This window comes from Acidovorax sp. FG60, from assembly GCF_057808995.1.
This window is the reverse complement of sequence record NZ_JBMDJC010000025.1, coordinates 42,357-59,920: the sequence shown is the minus strand read 5'-3', so window position 1 is coordinate 59,920 and position 17,564 is coordinate 42,357. Positions and strand designations below refer to the sequence as shown.

General features: G+C 67.2%; 13 protein-coding genes. 9 read left to right on the top strand and 4 right to left on the bottom strand.

Annotated features, from left to right (window positions below; all coding sequences use genetic code 11):
• Positions 1–145: 145 nt before the first annotated feature.
• From ACODS0_RS24750 to surE, 4 genes are all read right to left on the bottom strand, one after another.
• On the bottom strand, positions 146–1,096 hold the full coding sequence (locus tag ACODS0_RS24750; protein ID WP_487262874.1) for an RluA family pseudouridine synthase: 951 nt from the start codon (positions 1,094–1,096) through the stop codon (positions 146–148).
• Between the two features lie 95 nt (positions 1,097–1,191).
• Entirely contained in the window at positions 1,192–2,109 is a 918-nt protein-coding gene (locus ACODS0_RS24745; protein ID WP_121420604.1) for a peptidoglycan DD-metalloendopeptidase family protein, read from the bottom strand.
• A gap of 12 nt (positions 2,110–2,121) precedes the next feature.
• A complete protein-coding gene (locus ACODS0_RS24740) occupies positions 2,122–2,892 on the bottom strand; it encodes a protein-L-isoaspartate(D-aspartate) O-methyltransferase (protein ID WP_121505917.1) in 771 nt (256 codons plus the stop codon).
• Positions 2,892–3,680: a 5'/3'-nucleotidase SurE gene (surE, locus tag ACODS0_RS24735; protein ID WP_055398666.1), complete on the bottom strand. Its 789-nt coding sequence runs from the start codon at positions 3,678–3,680 to the stop codon at positions 2,892–2,894. The genes ACODS0_RS24740 and surE overlap by 1 nt, the downstream gene beginning before the upstream one ends.
• 139 nt (positions 3,681–3,819) lie before the next feature.
• Between surE and ACODS0_RS24730 the strand changes: the two genes are divergently transcribed.
• From ACODS0_RS24730 to ACODS0_RS24690, 9 genes are all read left to right on the top strand, one after another.
• Positions 3,820–4,794, top strand: coding sequence for an NADPH:quinone oxidoreductase family protein (locus tag ACODS0_RS24730; RefSeq protein ID WP_008905961.1), 975 nt, complete (start codon positions 3,820–3,822; stop codon positions 4,792–4,794).
• Between the two features lie 106 nt (positions 4,795–4,900).
• Positions 4,901–6,445, top strand: coding sequence for a GGDEF domain-containing protein (locus ACODS0_RS24725; protein WP_487260620.1), 1,545 nt, complete (start codon positions 4,901–4,903; stop codon positions 6,443–6,445).
• A gap of 173 nt (positions 6,446–6,618) precedes the next feature.
• Positions 6,619–8,193, top strand: coding sequence for an alkaline phosphatase D family protein (locus ACODS0_RS24720; RefSeq protein ID WP_487256112.1), 1,575 nt, complete (start codon positions 6,619–6,621; stop codon positions 8,191–8,193).
• Between the two features lie 181 nt (positions 8,194–8,374).
• Positions 8,375–10,210, top strand: coding sequence for a gamma-glutamyltransferase family protein (locus ACODS0_RS24715; protein WP_488837790.1), 1,836 nt, complete (start codon positions 8,375–8,377; stop codon positions 10,208–10,210).
• Between the two features lie 132 nt (positions 10,211–10,342).
• On the top strand, positions 10,343–11,359 hold the full coding sequence (locus ACODS0_RS24710; RefSeq protein ID WP_488837788.1) for a LysR family transcriptional regulator: 1,017 nt from the start codon (positions 10,343–10,345) through the stop codon (positions 11,357–11,359).
• Between the two features lie 162 nt (positions 11,360–11,521).
• Complete coding sequence (locus ACODS0_RS24705) at positions 11,522–13,090, top strand: AMP-binding protein (RefSeq protein WP_488837786.1); 1,569 nt, start codon at positions 11,522–11,524, stop codon at positions 13,088–13,090.
• A 172-nt stretch (positions 13,091–13,262) separates the two neighbouring features.
• On the top strand, positions 13,263–14,489 hold the full coding sequence (locus ACODS0_RS24700; RefSeq protein ID WP_488837784.1) for an acyl-CoA dehydrogenase family protein: 1,227 nt from the start codon (positions 13,263–13,265) through the stop codon (positions 14,487–14,489).
• 62 nt (positions 14,490–14,551) lie between these two features.
• Complete coding sequence (locus ACODS0_RS24695; RefSeq protein WP_488837782.1) at positions 14,552–15,544, top strand: Bug family tripartite tricarboxylate transporter substrate binding protein; 993 nt, start codon at positions 14,552–14,554, stop codon at positions 15,542–15,544.
• 131 nt (positions 15,545–15,675) lie between these two features.
• Positions 15,676–17,535, top strand: a complete 1,860-nt coding sequence (locus tag ACODS0_RS24690; protein WP_488837780.1) for an alkyl/aryl-sulfatase — start codon at positions 15,676–15,678, stop codon at positions 17,533–17,535.
• Positions 17,536–17,564: the final 29 nt, after the last annotated feature.

The window sequence follows — 17,564 nt, the reverse complement described above, 5'->3', positions numbered from 1 at the left end:
GTTCAGCGATTCCTGGAAAAGTGCCACGCGTTGCAACGGGTGGCACATCAACAGCAGGGGCAATCAATGGCGCGCTGTGCAAGGGCGCTGGCGCGACGCAGAAGCCCGGCGGGATTCCGTCTTCGGGCTGGGGCCAGTCTGGCCGTCAGGGCGCATTGTAGCCCAGCCCCCACAAGGAGAGGGCTTGGCGCATGTCTTCGGGTACAGGAGCATGGAATTCCAGCGCCTGGCCCGTGACGGGATGCACAAAGGCCAGGCGGTAGGCATGAAGGGCCTGCCGCTGCATCGCCCCGAGCGGAGCTCCCCCATAGAGGCTGTCCCCCACCAGCGGGTGCTTCAGAGATGCCATGTGCACCCGGATCTGGTGGGTGCGTCCCGTGTGCAGGGTGCATTGCACCCAGCAACCGTCATCCGTACCAGCCAGGCAGCGGATATCGGTCCGTGCCAGCTTGCCAGCATGGAGCGCCAAGTCCACCACCGCCATGCGCAGCCGGTTGCGTGGATCCCGGCCGATGGGAGCATCCACCGTTCGCGTCTTGGGCCCCGACCAGGCGCCGTGGGCCATGGCCAAATACTGGCGCTGGACCTTGCGCTCCGCAATCAATGCAACCAACGCGTCCATGGTGGCACGATCACGGGCAACCACCATCAAGCCACTCGTATCCTTGTCGAGCCGGTGCACGATGCCAGCGCGTGGCACGGTCAACGCCTTGTCGTCGCGGGCGAGCAAGCCGTTGAGCAAGGTGCCACTCCAGTTCCCCGGCGCGGGGTGGACCACCAGGCCAGCGGGCTTGTTCACCACCAGCAGATGCGCATCCTCATGGACGACCTCGATGTGCATGGGCTCGGGCCGAAACGCCTGGCTCTGCAGCGTGGGCCGCATTTCCAGCACCACCTGATCGCCCACCTTCACCCGGGTCGCCGACTTCGTGACCGGTTTGCCATTGAGGCTGACCAACCCCTGCACCAGCAATTGCTGCAGATAGCTGCGGGAGAACTCGGGCACCAGATCGGCCAGCGCCTTGTCCAGCCGGGCGGCGTGCTGCCCGGCGCCGATCTGCGTGGACCGAAGCTCGCTCCCGGATTCGTCCGCCAGTCCTTCAGACTCCTCGCTCAGCAAGTCATCTGCGGCTCCGGCCGGTTCATCCGCACTGCCAGATGCGTCCCGAGGCGGTTGAGCCACAGCCGGGCTCAACGGGGAGGCAGGTAACGCGATGGATCCACCGGCTTGCCCTGGCGGCGGATTTCAAAGTGCAGCTTGACGCGATCGGCGTCGGTGCTGCCCATCTCGGCGATTTTTTGCCCCTTGCGCACGGCCTGATCTTCCTTGACGAGCAAGGTCTGGTTATGGGCATATGCCGTCAAAAACGTGTTGTTGTGCTTGAGGATGACAAGGTTGCCGTATCCGCGCAGCCCAGCGCCCGCATACACCACGCGGCCATCGGCGGCGGCCAGGACCGGGTCACCGGCCTTGCCAGCAATGTCGTAGCCCTTGTTGCGTGCCTCGTCAAAGCCGGCAATCAACGAGCCAGGCGCAGGCCAGATGAACGCCATGTCATCCTCGGCCGCTGCAGCGGGTGCGGCAGGCGTGGCTGGGGCAACGGCCACCACAGGGCCAGAAGCCGCCGATGTTGCAGGTTTCGCGGCACTGGCCGCAGGGGCTGGCGTGCTCGCAGGTGCTGCAGGCGTGATGGAGGAAGACGTGACAGGACGGGTGACCACGCCGCTGTCCGACGCGACCGCCTGCGAAGCAGCAACCGGTGGCGCCACGCGCAGAACCTGGCCCACTTCGATCAGATTTGCGTTGTCAAGGTTGTTCCAGCGCGCAATGTCTTTCCAGCTCTGGCCGGACTCCAGCCCGATTCGGATCAGGGTATCTCCAGGCTTGACTGTGTAATAGCCAGGTTTGCCCGCATTTTCAGCACCCGGCAGTGGCTTGATGGGGGTGCCAACCACCACACCTGGCTGTGCAGAGGATGAAGGAGCGGAGGAGGAGGATGTGCCTCGGTCTTCCACTGGAGCCTTGTTCAGCCGGGTGCCGCAGCCACTGAGCGCCAAACCCGCCAGTGCCACAGTAAACCCAACCACAAGACCACGCGATACGAACATAAGCAATTCCCTTCAGGCAATCCCCGATTTTAGAGGGACAAAATGCACAGGCTCCAGCACGCTTTGTTTCAATCCGTGTGGGGTTTTGTCGATCACAAGCAACATCTGCTGCCCCCCCGCAAGCGCCATGGGCGCAACCAGCCTGCCGCCCACGGCCAATTGATCGCACCAGGCCTGGGGCACAGCATCACCACCGGCTGCGGCAATGATGGCCGCGTAAGGCGCACCCTTGGCATAGCCGAGCATGCCGTCACCGAACAGCAGGTGCACATTGGCCAGCCGAAATGGGCGCAGGTTGTTGCGCGCCTTGTCGTGCAGGCCACGCAGGCGCTCCAGGGTGTAGACCTCGCGCGCCAGGTGGCTCAGCACGGCGGCCTGGTAGCCGCAGCCCGTACCGATTTCCAGCACACGCCCCAGCCCATCGGTGCGTGCGCCTTCGGCGCCCAGGAGCAATTCGCACATGCGGGCGACGACATTGGGCTTTGAGATGGTCTGCCCCAGACCAATGGGCAGACTGGTGTCCTCATACGCCTGGTTGACCAGGGCGCTGTCCACAAAACGGTGGCGTTCCACGGTGCCCATGGCCTGCAGCACCGCAGCCGATGTGATACCCCCTGCCGCCAGCTTTTGCACCATGCGCGCGCGCACCGCCGCAGAATCCAGCCCAACGCCCACAGGGGGTGCTGCCACTGGATTGCGCGCAGCGGGAGCCACCGGCGTGGCCCGGACTGCCGCAGGACCCGATCCGGGCAGCCGGGCCGGGAATCCAGGGCGGCGCTGCATCAGAGCTCCGGGGCGCCAGCCGCCCCTGCCGCAAGCCGGGACGCCGTTTGCGCCCAGTAGCCAAGGTTGTCATGGTCGGTCAGGTCCACCTTCAGTGGAGTGATGGACACATGGCCCTGCGCCGTGGCATGGAAATCCGTGCCCTCCGCATCGTCCTTGGCGGCTCCCGCGCCACCAATCCAATACATCGCCTCACCCCGGGGGCTTTCCTGCACGATCACGCGCTCAGCCGCGTGGCGGCGTCCCAGGCGGCACAGCTTGATGGGCTGCAGCGCCGCAAGCGGCATGTTGGGAATGTTCACATTCAGCAGCCAGGGTGTATCGGTCACCAGGTTCTGGGCGCGCATTTGCTCCACAATCTCCCGCGCCTTGGCCGCTGCAGCCTCGATCTCGCCCCAGCCCTTGTCCACCTGCGAGAAGGCAATGGCCGGAATGCCAAACAGATAACCCTCCATCGCGGCGCCCACGGTGCCTGAATAAATGGTGTCGTCGCCCATGTTGGCGCCATTGTTGATGCCCGACACCACCAGATCGGGCCGGTAGCCCAGCAGCCCCGTCAGGGCGATGTGCACACAGTCGGCCGGCGTTCCGTTCACATAGCGGAAGCCGTTGTGGGCCTTGTGCACATACAGTGGCGAGTGCAGGGTCAACGCATTGGACTTGGCGCTGTTGTTGTGCTCGGGCGCGACGACTTCAACCTCCACCCCGTCGAGGGTTTTCAGGGCATCGTGCAGCGCCACGATGCCCGGAGCCTGGTAGCCGTCGTCGTTGGAGATCAGAATTTTCATGGGTTGCGGTAGAGCTTGCAACGGATTGTAGGTGGGGCACCCGCCCACACCCAACGGCCCGCCCTCCGTCGCTCGTGGGACATCGTGCGCCCGGGTGCCCCGCCTATCATGCAGACCACATTGACAGGAGACTTTTCCCATGCACGCTTGGCTTTGCACCAACCCCACCGGCGTTGACGCCCTGGCCTGGACCGAACTGCCCACGCCCACGCCCAAGGCGGGCGAGGTGCTGATCGAGATCAAGGCGGCCAGCCTGAACTTCCCCGATCTGCTGATCGTGCAGAACAAGTACCAGATGAAACCGCCCCTGCCTTTCGTCCCCGGCTCGGAGTACGCAGGCGTGGTGGCAGCCGTGGGCGAAGGCGTCACCCACCTCAAGGTCGGCCAGAACGTGGCCTGCCTGTCGGGCACCGGCGGTTTCGGCACCCACACCATCGCCCCGGCAGCCCTGTGCATGCCGCTGCCGGATGGCTTTTCGCACGTGGACGCTGCGGCGTTCATCATGATCTACGCCACCTCGCACCATGCCCTCGTAGACCGCGCACAGCTCAAGGCGGGCGAGACCGTGCTGGTGCTGGGCGCCGCCGGGGGCGTGGGCACGGCCGCCATCCAGATCGCCAAGGCCATGGGCGCGCGCGTGATTGCAGCGGCCTCCAGCGATGAAAAATGCGCGCTGTGCACTTCCATCGGGGCCGACGCCACCATCAACTACAGCAAGGACAACCTGCGCGACGCCATCAAGGCGCTGACCGACGGCAAGGGCCCCGACGTGATTTATGACCCTGTGGGTGGCGATTTTGCCGAGCCCGCGTTCCGCTCCATTGCCTGGCGCGGCCGCTACCTGGTGGTGGGTTTTGCCTCCGGCCCCATCCCGGCCCTGCCCTTCAACCTGGCGCTGCTCAAGGGCGCCTCCATCGTGGGCGTGTTCTGGGGCGACTTCGCCAAGCGCGAGCCCAAGGCCAACGCCGCCATGATGGGCGAGCTGGCGCAGTGGTACGCCCAGGGCAAGATCAAGCCCGTGATCGACCGCACCATGCCCATGGCCGAGCTGCCCGCCGCCTACGCGCACATGGGTTCACGGGGGGTGATGGGCAAGCTCGTGATGGTGAACTAACGCCCGCGCCTGCCAGGCCACAAGGCTTGGCAGAGCCAGCCCCTCAGAAAGCGGCCGCTGTGTCACACTCGCACCTCCTGCTCTCCTCTGACACTGGTGTCCGCACATGGCCGACCGACCACCTTCCGAAATTGCGCGCGAGACGCTCAAGCAGCTAGCCACCCGCCGCCTGCCCCCAACGCCCGACAACTACCTGGCGCTGTACGACGAGATCGCAGGAACCCGCAGCCCCCAGCCGTTCCCGGACGGCCAACTGCACCACATCCTGCGGGTGCTGCCAGGGCAGACACCGGCCCAGAAACGGCTCTTGGGGCAATTTGAGCGCGCCGTCAACAACAAAGACTGGACTTCGCTACAAAGTGTGCTGGTGGGTTACGCCAACCTGGGGCTGAGCCCGGCGGCGGCTGCAGCCCCGGTAGAGACCGCTGCAAGCACCACCGTCCCCGGCAACCCCGGTGTTCTGCCGGACGAGTTTGCGCAGATGCTCGCCCGCCTGATCGACAACACGCTGCCCGCGCTGGGCGAAGACGATGCCCGCGTGATCGAGATGGCGCAAAAGCTCATCGCCTTTCTGAAAGAGCCCGCACCGCCCATCTCCACCGTCCAGCTCATGCTGGGCAACTTCACCTACCGGCTGTCTTTTGCCACCGAAGACCAGGCCGCCATCCGCTCCAGCCTGCTGGAGCTGCTCCACATGGTGTTCGAGAACATCGCCGTGCTCAGCGTGGAAGACCGCTGGCTGCACGGCCAGGCCGAGGCGCTGATGGCAGCATCCACGCCGCCGCTCACTTTGCGCCGCCTGGACGATGTGCAGCGCCGGCTCAAGGACGTGATCTTCAAGCAGACCGAGGCCAAGGCGCGCACCGTGGAAGCGCAGGAGCAGATGAAGGACATGCTGGCCACCTTCATCGAACGGCTGGCCAAGATCACGGCGTCCAGCACTACCTACCAGGGCACCATGGCACGCTGCGCCGACCTGATCGGCAAGGCCAACACCCTTGAGGAAATCGCCCCCGTGCTGCAAGAGGTGATGACCGCCACCCGTTCGATGGCGCTGGACAGCCGTGTGGCCCACGACGAGCTTCACGACCTGCGCGAGCGCACCGAAGCCAAGCGCGCTGAAGTCGCCAAGCTGCAGGAAGAGCTGGACCGCGCCAGCGCCCAGGCCCGGCACGACCCGCTCACCGGCTCGCTCAACCGCAAGGGCCTGGACGAAGCCATGGAGCGCGAAATCGCCCGCGCGCGCCGCCTGGGCTCGCCGCTGTGCCTGGCGCTGCTGGACGTGGACAATTTCAAGACCATCAACGACCGCCTGGGCCACTCGGGCGGGGACGCGGCCCTGGTGCACCTGGCCCAAGTCACACGCGAAGTCATGCGGCCACAGGACCTGCTGGCGCGTTATGGCGGTGAAGAGTTCGTGCTGGTGCTGCCCGACACTTCGGTAGAAAGCGGCGTGGCCGCGATGACGCGGCTGCAGCGCGAGCTGACCACACGCTTCTTCCTGCAGGGCAGCGAGAAGGTGCTCATCACGTTCAGCGCTGGTGTGGCCCAGCTGCACGACAGCGAAGGCAGCCCCGACGCCATCCGCCGCGCCGACCAGGCGATGTACCTGGCCAAGCGATCGGGCAAGAACCGGGTCATGGCGGCATAGGGTGAAGCACCCCCTGAGTCGCCTTCGGCGCCTTCCCCCTCTCCTTCGGGAGGGGGACGCCACCAGCGCACGCAAGCGAAGCGCCGCATCCGCAGCTTGGCGGCCCTTGCGCGGTGGCCGCTGGCCTGGGCCGCGCCGGTTCTAAGCGCAGCGCACCTATCCAGCGCCCCGCAATGAATCCAGAGCAGAGACGCGCATTTTTGCGGAAGGCCATCCTGGCCGCCGCTGCCACCCAACTGCCCCGCTGGGCATGGAGCAACGCACCAGCACTACAGAGCAACACCTTCGCGCTGGGCGTGGCCAGTGGAGACCCGGCGCCCGACGGCGTGGTGCTGTGGACGCGGCTGGTGCTGGCCGACCCGGCGCTGATGCAGGCCACCCACACCGTGCGGTGGGAGGTGGCGCACGATGTGCGTTTTTCACAGATCGTACAAAAAGGCGAAGCCACCGCCCTGCCAGCGCTCGGCCACAGCGTGCATGTAGAACTGCGCGGCCTGGCGCCCGGCCGCTGGTACCACTACCGCTTCATGCTGGGCAATGCCGTCAGCGCCACGGGGCGCACGCGCACCGCGCCAGCGCTCGGCGACTTGCCCGCCACGCTGCGGCTGGCCTTTGCCTCGTGCCAGCGCTGGGAACATGGCCACTACGCCGCCTGGCACCATCTGGTGGCCGACCAGCCCGACCTGGTGCTGTTCCTGGGCGACTACATCTACGAATACGCGACGCCGAAAAACACCACAGACCTGGCGCGCACCCACAACCTGCGCCACGCCACCACGCTGGCGGATTTTCGAGACCGCTACGCCCTGCACAAAAGCGACCCCGCCCTGCAAGCCGCCCACGCTGCCTGCCCCTGGGCCGTGACCTGGGACGACCACGAGGTGCAGAACGACTACGCCAGTGGTACCGGTAAGGGCGACGATGGCAGCTTTCTGACGCTGCGAGGCGCCGCATGGCAAGCCTTCTACGAAAACATGCCGCTGCGCGCCGCCAGCCTGAACGGCCCCGCCTCCGGCACCCGCTGGGATGCCCTGCAGGTCTACCGCCGCCTTCGCTGGGGGCGCCTGGCCCACATCCACCTGCTGGACAGCCGCCAGTACCGCACTTGGCAGGCCTGCCGCACGCCCCAGTCCACCAGCGCGGGCGCTGTGCGCGCGGCAGACTGCGCCGACCTGGCCAGCCCCGCCCGCACGCTGCTGGGCGCAATGCAAGAGCAGTGGCTGGACACCGGCCTGGCCGCCGACGCACACACCAAAGACACCACCCACTGGAGCGTGCTGGCACAGCAAACCCTGTTTTCGCCGCGCCACTACCCTTCGGGCGTTACGTCCGCCGACAGCTGGGACGGTTACCCCGCAGCCCGCGCGCGCCTGCTGCAGGCCTTGGCACAGCACGCCCCGCGCAACACCGTGCTGCTAGGCGGCGACATCCACCAGAACTATGTGTGCAGAGTGCACGCCAATCCCGATCGCCCGGAGTCGCCCGTGGTGGCCAGCGAGTTCTGCGGCACGTCCATCAGCTCTCGCTCGGGCACCACACAAGATAAGGTGGACGCCATCGCCCGGCACAACCCGCATGTGCTGCTGGCCCGCTGCGACCAGCGCGGCTATGGGCTGGCAGATATCACGCCCACGCGCTGGACCACCACCCTGCGCGTGCTGGACGACCCGCTGCGCGCGGACAGTGCCGCCACCACGCTCGCCCGCTTTGTGGTGGAAGACGGGCGGCCCGGGCCCAAGCCAGCATGACGGCTGCTTAAATGCTATTATATTTATAGCTATTAGCGCTTTATGGATAAGCGCTAGAGGCTAAAAACACCCAAATTTCCGGAGCCTGTAGCGCGATGTAACGCCCCGGCGTCGCTCCGGCCGGTCCGCGTACCATGGCCACTTCTTCGCCCCTTCGCTTCTCGCCACCCAGGAGTTGTCCATGCCCAAAACCACCACGCACCCCCTGCCCTCCCCTCGTGCCATCACCTTCAGCCTGAGCCTGCTGGCCTCGGCCGTGCTGCTGGCAGGCTGCGCCAGCGCCCCGTCACAGTTCGCGTACACCGTGCCCGCCCAGCCCGAAGGCTCGTCCGGCTACACCGAAAAGCCCGGCTGGGCCACCGAGAAATTTGCCGTGGCCGCCGCCAACCCGCTGGCCACGGATGCGGGCTACCAGATCCTCAAGGCCGGGGGTTCCGCCATCGACGCAGCCATTGCCGTGCAGATGGTGCTGACCCTGGTGGAGCCGCAATCGAGCGGCATCGGCGGCGGCGCCTTCCTGCTGCACAGCACCGGCAAAACCGTGGAGGCCTACGACGGCCGCGAGACTGCCCCCGCCGCTGCGGACGAAAAACTCTTTCTCGGCGCCGACGGCAAACCCGTGCAGTTCTACGATGGCGTGGTGGGCGGCCGCTCGGTCGGCGTGCCCGGCACCGTGCGCATGCTGGAGATGGCGCACAAGCAGCACGGCAAGCTGCCCTGGGTCACGCTGTTCCAACCCGCCATCACCCTGGCCGAAGGCGGCTTCAAAATCAGCGCACGACTCAACACCCTGGTCAAGGCCGACCCGCACCTCAAGAAGGACCCGGTGGCTGCCGCCTATTTCTACAAGGCCGACGGCGACGCACGCGATGTGGGTGTGAACCTGCGCAACCCCGAGCTGGCCGCCGTGCTGCGCAAGATTGCCGCCGAAGGCAGCAAGGCACTGCACGAAGGCGAAATCGCCCAGGCCATCGTGGACAAGGTGCAAAAGCACCCCACCAACCCCGGCAAACTCAGCATGGCCGACCTGGCCGGCTACCAACCCAAAAAGCGCGAAGCGCTGTGCCACGACTACCAGGTGCAGGCCAAAGACTTCCGCATCTGCGGCTTCCCGCCGCCCAGCTCGGGCGCCATTGCCATCGGGCAGATCCTGGGCATCCTGAAAAACACCGACGCTGCCGCCAAGCCCCTGCAAGACGGCATCCCATCCGCCGACTGGCTGCACCTGTATACCGAGGCCGCCCGCCTGGCCTTTGCCGACCGTGCGCTGTACGTGGCCGACCCCGACTTTGTGCAGCCCCCCGGCGGCAGCTGGACCAGCCTGATCGCCCCCGCCTACCTGGCCGAACGCGCCAAGCTCATCGGCACGCAAAGCATGAAGGTCGCCCAGCCCGGCAACCCAGCCGCCGTGAAGACCAGCTACGCCCCCATGCCCGACCAGCCCGAATACGGCACCAGCCACATCAGCATCGTCGATGCCTTCGGCAACGCCGTGGCCATGACCACCACCATCGAAGACCAGTTCGGCGCGCGGCAGATGGTCAAGGGCTTCTTGCTCAACAACGAGCTGACCGACTTCAGCTTTGCCCCCACCGACGCCCAAGGCCAGCCCATCGCCAACCGCGTGCAGCCCGGCAAACGCCCCCGCTCGTCCATGGCACCCACCCTCGTGTTCGACAAGGCCACCGGCGAGCTGCTGATGAGCGGCGGCAGCCCCGGCGGCGCGGCCATCATCCACTACACCGCCAAGACGCTCTACGGCGTGCTCAACTGGGGCCTGATGCCCCAGCAGGCCATCAACCTGCCCAACTTCGGCTCCATGAATGGACCGACGCTGCTGGAAGAAAAGCGCTTCCCCCCCGCCACGGTGGAAGCCTTGCGCGCCGGCGGCGCCGAGGTGCGTGAGATGAATATGACCAGCGGGCTGCAAGCCATCACACTGGGCAACGCGCATGGCAAGAAGCTGTGGATGGGTGGGGCGGACCCCAGGCGTGAAGGGGTGGTGATGGGGGATTGAGCGGCATCGTCTGACCTGGGTCCTTCAACCAGAGTCAAATCGGCCGCCAGCGCTTATCCATAAAGCGGTGGTAGCTATCAACTGAGGAGCACCGCTGGCGGCGCGGCCGGTCACCGCGCTACAGTCCTGCCCATGGACCTGAGAAGCCTGCGCTATTTCATCGCCGTGGTCGAAGCCGGCAGCCTCTCGCGCGCGGCAGGCAGCCTCTACATTGCGCAGCCCGCGCTCACGGCACAGATCAAAAAGCTGGAGTCGGAGCTGGGCGCGCAGCTGCTGGAGCGCTCCCACGCGGGCGTAACCCCCACGCAACCCGGCGTTCAGCTGTACCAGGACGCGCGGCGCCTGCTCAGCGATGCGGCGGCCATGCGCGAGCGCATCCAGCGCCTGCCCCAGGGGCCTGAAGGCTCGGTCACCATCGCCGTGCCGTTTCTGCTGTCGTCGCTGCTCATGGGCCCGCTGCTTGCGCACCTGAAGGACACCCATCCGCGCATCCGCGTGTTCGTGCTCGATGACCTCAGCCTCATGGTCAAGAAAGCCATGCTCGACCGGCGCGCAGACATCGGCATCCTGGTCGACACACCCCATGTCGAGGGCCTGGCGTGCCGGCCCTTCGCGCGCGAGTCCATGTATTTCTGCGGGCATGATGCGAGCGGCCGCGTGCGTGCGCTGCTGCAAAGCCCTTCGGCGTCTACACCATCCGCGCGCCCCGATATCGACTTCGCAGCTGCCGCAGAGCAGCCCCTGGTGCTGCAGTCGCGCCGCTACTCGATCCGCCAGCAGGTGGAAGACGCTGCGGCCCAGCGCGGCACTGCGTTGAACATCGTGCACGAACACGACTCGGCCCGTGTGATCCGCTCGCTCTACGCCTGCGGCGCGGGCTTCACCTTCACGCCTGCTTGCGCCATGGGTGACACGCCCGCCATAGGTACGGACTGGCTGGTCGCACGCGTGGTGAACCCGCAGATGACCCGCGCCTACACCCTGGCCACGGCGCCCGGACGGGACGGAGACGCTGGCGGCGATGGCGTGATGCTCGCTGTAGTGCAAGCCTTGACCGAGGTTGCACAGCGCCTGGTGTCCACAGGCCGATGGGACGCCGAAGTTGCCGACGACCCTGGCCCTGGGCGCGACAACCATCAACCGGATTAGCCATCAACCTGACTAGCCATCAATCGGATTGATGGCCACCGATCAGCAATCGGTATTTCTCTGATACCCCGTCTTCTGGAACAGTGACCCCATGCCCCGCGCTCGACGGGGTCTGTGTTTCAGGAGACAGCCATTACCACCTCGCCCCCCATTTCCCCGCGCGTGGTCGCCAACGTCGGCGCCCTCGTGGCGCGCAGCGCCCGTGCCCATGCCCGCCGCATGGCGGTCAAGAGCCCCGCACGCAGCATCACTTATGCCGATCTGGAGCAGCGCACCAACCGCCTGGCCAACGCCTTGCTCGGCCTGGGCCTTTCGCGCGGCGACCGCGTGGGCATCTACCTGCCCAACTGTGTCGAGGTCGTCGAGATCGAGATCGCCTGCTACAAGGCCGGGCTGATCAAGGCGCCGTTCAACGCCCGGCTCTCGCCCAACGAGGTCGGCGCCATTGCCGCCAACAGCGGTGCGGCGCTGATCGTGACCACCGCCGAGCGCGCCGAGACCATCCGCCCACATGTGGCGCAAAGCATGCCCGACGCCATGCCCCAGCTGCTGCTGACCGACGATGCGGGCCCCGCAAGCTACGAAGCGGCACTGGCCCAGGCCAGCGACACGTTCACCCCGGTGGTCGTGCGCGAGGACGAAGTCGCCGTGCTGCACTACACCTCGGGCTCGTCCGGCGTGCTCAAGGCGGCCATGCAAACCTTCGGCAACCGCCTTGCGCAGCTGCGCAAGTTCCTCACGCGTTCGGACGGGCAGCAGCCCGGCCACATCCTGGGGCTGGTGGGCCCGATCACCCACGCATCGGGCATGCAGATGGTGCCGGCGCTGTGCCAGGGGGTCACCATCCGCCTGTTCAACGGCTTCGAGCCCCCGCGCTTCATCGCCGACATGCGGGCCGACCGCGTGACCCACACCTTCATGGTGCCCACCATGATCAACATGCTGCTGACCGAGCTGGAGGGCCAGTACCGCCCCCTGCCCGACCTGCTGCGCCTGGGCTACGGCGCCGCCCCCATGGCGCCCGCGCGCATCCTCCAGGCCATGGATGTGTTCGGGCCCATCCTGCAGCAAGGCTACGGCGCGGGCGAGACGACCTCGGGCGTGTGTGGCCTGTCGGTGGAAGACCATCTGTTTGCCCGCGCGGCGCGGCCAGAGCGCCTGGCATCGTGCGGGCGCCCGTTTCTGGAATGCGATGTGCAGATCCTGGGCGACGACGGCCAGCCCGTGGCCACCGGCGAGATCGGCGAGATCGTGGTGCGTGGCGACGACATCTTTGCGGGCTACTGGCGCGCGCCCGAGCTGACGGCCGAGGTGCTCAAGGACGGCGCCTACCACACGGGCGACCTGGCCCGCATGGATGACGAGGGCTACGTCTACATCGTGGACCGCAAGAAGGACATGGTGATCAGCGGCGGCTTCAACGTGTACCCGTCGGAGGTCGAAGCCGTGCTGTACCAGCACGACGCCATTGCCGATGCCTGCGTGTTCGCCGTACCCGATGACAAATGGGGCGAGGCCGTGGCCGCGCACGTGGTGCTCAAGCCCGGCCGTGCGGCCGGTGCCGACACCACCGCTGCGATCGACGCGTTCTGCGCCCAGCACCTGGGCGGGTTCAAGCGGCCCCGGCGCATCGAGTTCGTCACCTCCCTGCTCAAAAACCCCAACGGCAAGGTGATGCGCCGCGCCGTGCAGGCCCCGTATTGGGAGGGGCGTGGGCGGATGGTGAATTAGAGGACATCCCCCTGAGCGGCTTTGCCGCTTCCCCCTTCTCTCTTAGCGCTTCGCGCTGCGGGAAGGGGGACGACGCCCTCGCTGCGGGGCGGCCCTTGCTCGGCGTCCCTGGCACGGGGCGCGCCAGTTTCCAGCGGCAGCAGGTAGCCGCCAACCACAAGGAATACCGACCATGAACAACGACATCACATCCCCCCTCCCCGCGCCGCTGTTTCCCGGCATGCCTTTTGAAGGCTCGCCACAGGCGGCCGAGCTGATTGCGCGCATCAACGAGTTTCTGTATGGCGAGCTGGCCGCGCTGGCGCGCGAGCATGGCATCGACCACGAGAACGCGCCCGACAGGGCCTTGCTGCAGCAGGTGTGGAAGCGCTCGCACGCGCTGGGCTTTTACGGCATGACGCTGCCGCAGAAGATGGGCGGCCTGGGCCTGTCCACGCTGGACCATGTGCTGGTCAAGGAAGCCATCTACGCCAGCGGCTCGCCATTCGCCCCCCATGTGTTTGGCGAGCTGAGTGGCCCGCCACGCGTGGGCGCGCTGGCGCGCATGGCCACCCCGCATCAGATGCAGCAGTTCATCCTGCCGGTGGCCCGGGCCGAAATGGCCATCTGCTTCGCACTGACCGAGGCCGAGGCTGGATCGGACGCTGGCAACGTGCAGACGCGCGCCGTGCGCGAGGGCGACGACTACGTGATTACGGGCACCAAGCGCTTCATCTCGGGCTCGCCGTTTGCCGACTACGCGGTGCTGATGGCGTCCACCGCCACACACGACGACCCCGACCCGAAAAAGCGCGAGGTCACGGCCTTCTTTGTGGACCTGCATGCACCCGGCGTGCGCGTGGAGTCGGGTTACAAGACCATGGCCGGTCAGACGAGCACGGGCAACATCGTGCTGGAGGGCACGCGCGTGCCCGCCGCCAACCTGATCGGCGAGCCCGGGCGCGGCCTGGCGCTGGCGCTGGGCCGCATCAGCGTGAACCGCCTGTTGCACTGCCCGGCCATGCTGGGCCTGGCGCAGGTGGCGCTGCGCGATGCACGCGACTATGCGCAGCAGCGCCACCAGTTCGGCCGCGCCATCGGCCAGTTCCAGGCCATCCAGCACATGCTGGCCGACATGGCGACCGACTGGGCCGCCGCGCGCGGGCTGATGCTGGCCACGGCCCGCGCCATCGACGCGGGCGCCGAGCCACGCGCCGAATCGTCCATGGCCAAGCTGTTCTGCTCGGAGGCAGCCTTCCGCATTGCCGACCGAGCGGTGCAGATCCACGGCGGCGAGGGCATCGTGCAAGGCCGTCGCGTGGAGTTCCTGTTCCGCATGCTGCGCATGTACCGCGTGCTCACCGGCACGAGCGAGATCCAGCGCAACACCATCGCGAAAGAGCTTTTGGCATCCCCCTGAGCGGCTGCGCCGCCCACCGCGCGCCGAAACAACCCTCATAGAAAATGACAAGGAGACAAGACATGACCAAGCAACTCATCCCCCACTTGCGCCGCCGCGTACTGCTTGCTGCAAGCCTGCTGCCACTGCTGGCCAGTACATCCGCCATGGCCGCCGAGCCGTGGCCCGCGCGCCCCATCAAGTGGGTGGTGCCCTACCTCGCGGGCACAGGCCCGGACACCACGGCCCGCATCGTGGCCGAGGCCGTGTCGAGGGAGCTGGGCAAGCCCGTGGTCATCGAGAACAAGGGGGGCGCAGGCGGCAACCTGGGTGCACGCCAGGCGGCCAAGGCGGCGCCGGACGGCTACACCTGGGTCTACGCCGGGTCGCCCATGGCGGCCAGCATGCGCATGTACAAACAGCCGGGCTACGACGCACTCAAGGACTTTCGCCATGTGATCGGGCTCACCAGTTCAGACACGGTGGTCATCGTCAACGCGCAAAGCGACATCCGCAGCTTGGCCGACCTGCTCGCGCGCCTGCGTGCGCAGCCCGGCAAGCTGGACTACGCCTCGGGCGGTGTCGGCACGCCCTCGCACCTGGGGGTGGAGATGGTGCTCAGCGTCAGCCAGGCGCAGGCCACGCATGTGCCGTACAAGGGCGCATCGGAAATCGTCAACGCGGTGCTGGGCCAGCAGGTGGCCTTTGGCGCACCGATCACCGCGGTGGCGTACTCGAACATCGTGGCGGGCAAGCTGCGCCCGCTGGCCGTGACCGGGCCCGCGCGCAACCCCAAGCTGCCCAGCGTGCCCACACTGGCCGAAGCCGGCCTGCCCGGGGTGGAGCTGACCTCGTGGGGCGGCGTCTCCGTGCCCACCGGCACGCCCGATGCCATCGTTTCGCGCGTGCGTGCCGCATTCGAAGCCGCCCTGCGCCAGCCCGCCGTAGTGGCGGCGCTCGAAGAGCAAGGCGGCATGGTCCACCCGCAAGACAGCGAGACCTTCACACGGGCCTTCGGCAAGGAAATCGGCTTCACCGAGGCCATGATGAAGCGCATCAAGCTCGAACCGATGTGACGGCGCCGGGCATGCCCAGGCGCGCGGCCCGGCATGCGCCACCAGATTTTTTGCTTCAATTTTGATAGCTATCAGCGCCTATCCATCAGTCGATGGAAGCCATTTTTACTTCTCAAACAGCTAGCTTCTCCATGCGAACCCTCTCCATGTACGCGGCACTCGCCCTGCCGCTTTGGCTGGGCCTGGCCCCTGCAACTTTTGCCCAGGTGGCCGACGTCCGGCAGGACGCAACCGCCGCCACGCGTGCGCGCCAGGCCGCATCCCTGGGCACGCTGGACGTGAATGCGCCCGCCAGCTTCGAGGACGCTCGCCGGGGCCTGATCGCCACACCCAGCGGCCAGGTGCGCAACACCCAGGGCCAGGTGGTGTGGGACTTCGACGCGCTACGGTTTGCGCAGGGCGAGGCGCCGCCCACCGTGCACCCCAGCCTGTGGCGCCAGGCGCGCCTGAACCAGACGCCCGGCCTGTACCAGGTGCGCGAGGGCATCTGGCAGCTGCGCGGGTTTGACCTGGCCAACCTCACCCTCATCCAGGGCCGCACCGGCTGGATCGTGGTGGACCCACTCACCACGCAAGAGACGGCGGCGGCCGCCCTCGCGTTCGCGCGCCAGCACCTGGGCGCACAGCCGGTGTCGGGCCTGGTGTTCACGCACAGCCATGTGGACCACTTCGGCGGCGCCCTGGGCGTGCTGACCGCGCAGGACGCACAGGCGCGCGGCGTGCCCGTCGTGGCGCCCGTGGGTTTCATGGAAGAGGCCACCAGCGAGAACGTGCTGCTTGGCCCAGCCATGTCGCGCCGCGCGGGCTTCATGTATGGCAGCCAGCTACCACGCGATGCGCGCTTCGTGTTCCACAACGTGCCAGGCTCCGAAGCCCCGGCCGAAATGGTCTTCGAGCTGCCCGACCTGCGCGCATTCGGCGCGGCCGAGCTGGTCTCGCAGACGCTGCACAACCTCTACACCCTGCGCGGCGCCAAGGTGCGCGATGCGCTGGCCTGGTCGCGCTACACCGACGGCGCCATTGCGCACGCCAGCCGTGCGGATGTGATCTTCCTGCAGCATGGCTGGCCCGTGTGGGGCCGCGAGCGCATCGACACCTTCATGACCACACAGCGCGACGCCTACCGCTACCTGCACGACCAGACGGTGCGCCTGCTCAACGCCGGGCTGACCCCCGGCGAGATCGCCGAAGCCGTGCAACTGCCCTCCACGCTGGCGGCGCAATGGGCGTCGCGCGGGTACTACGGCACCGTCAAGCACAACGTGCGCGCGGTGGCGCAGTTCTATCTGGGCTGGTTCGACGCGCACCCCGCCACGCTCGACCCGCTGCCGCCCGTGGAGGCCGCACGCCGCTACGTGGCCCTGGCGGGCGGCGCGGACGCTGCGGTGGCCGCCGCGCGCCAGGCCTTTGACGCGGGCGACTACCGCTGGGCTGCCGAGCTGCTGCGCCATGTGCTGCTGGCCGATGGCGGCCACGCTGCCGCGCGGGACCTCATGGCGCGCAGCTTTGAGCAGATGGGCTACGCCGCTGAATCCGCGCCCTGGCGCAACTTCTACCTGACCGGCGCGCAGGAACTGCGGCATGGCACTGCACAGCGCAACGCATCAGGCCCGCGCGCTGCGGTGGCCGACATGCTCATGCAGACCCCCATACCGCAGTTTCTCGATGCAATGGCCGCCTCGCTCAACGGCCCGCGCGCGGACGGCGTGCGCCTGGCGGTGGCACTGCGCTTTACCGACGCCGAAGAAAACCATGGTCTGTGGATTGAGAACGCGGTGCTGCACCACCGCCCGGGCACACCACCCTGGCCTGCCGACGCCACGCTGCTGCTCACCAAACCCGCCTTCCTGCGCCTGATGAACGGCCAGGCCACACCGCAGGAGCTGGCCGCCTCTGGCGCGCTGCGCATGGAAGGCGATGCGCAGGCCCTGCGGCAGCTGATGGGCATGCTGGACAAGCCGGTGCGTGACTTTCCGATCATGACGCGGTGATTCGAATGAAACAGGCCGCTAGCGCCAAT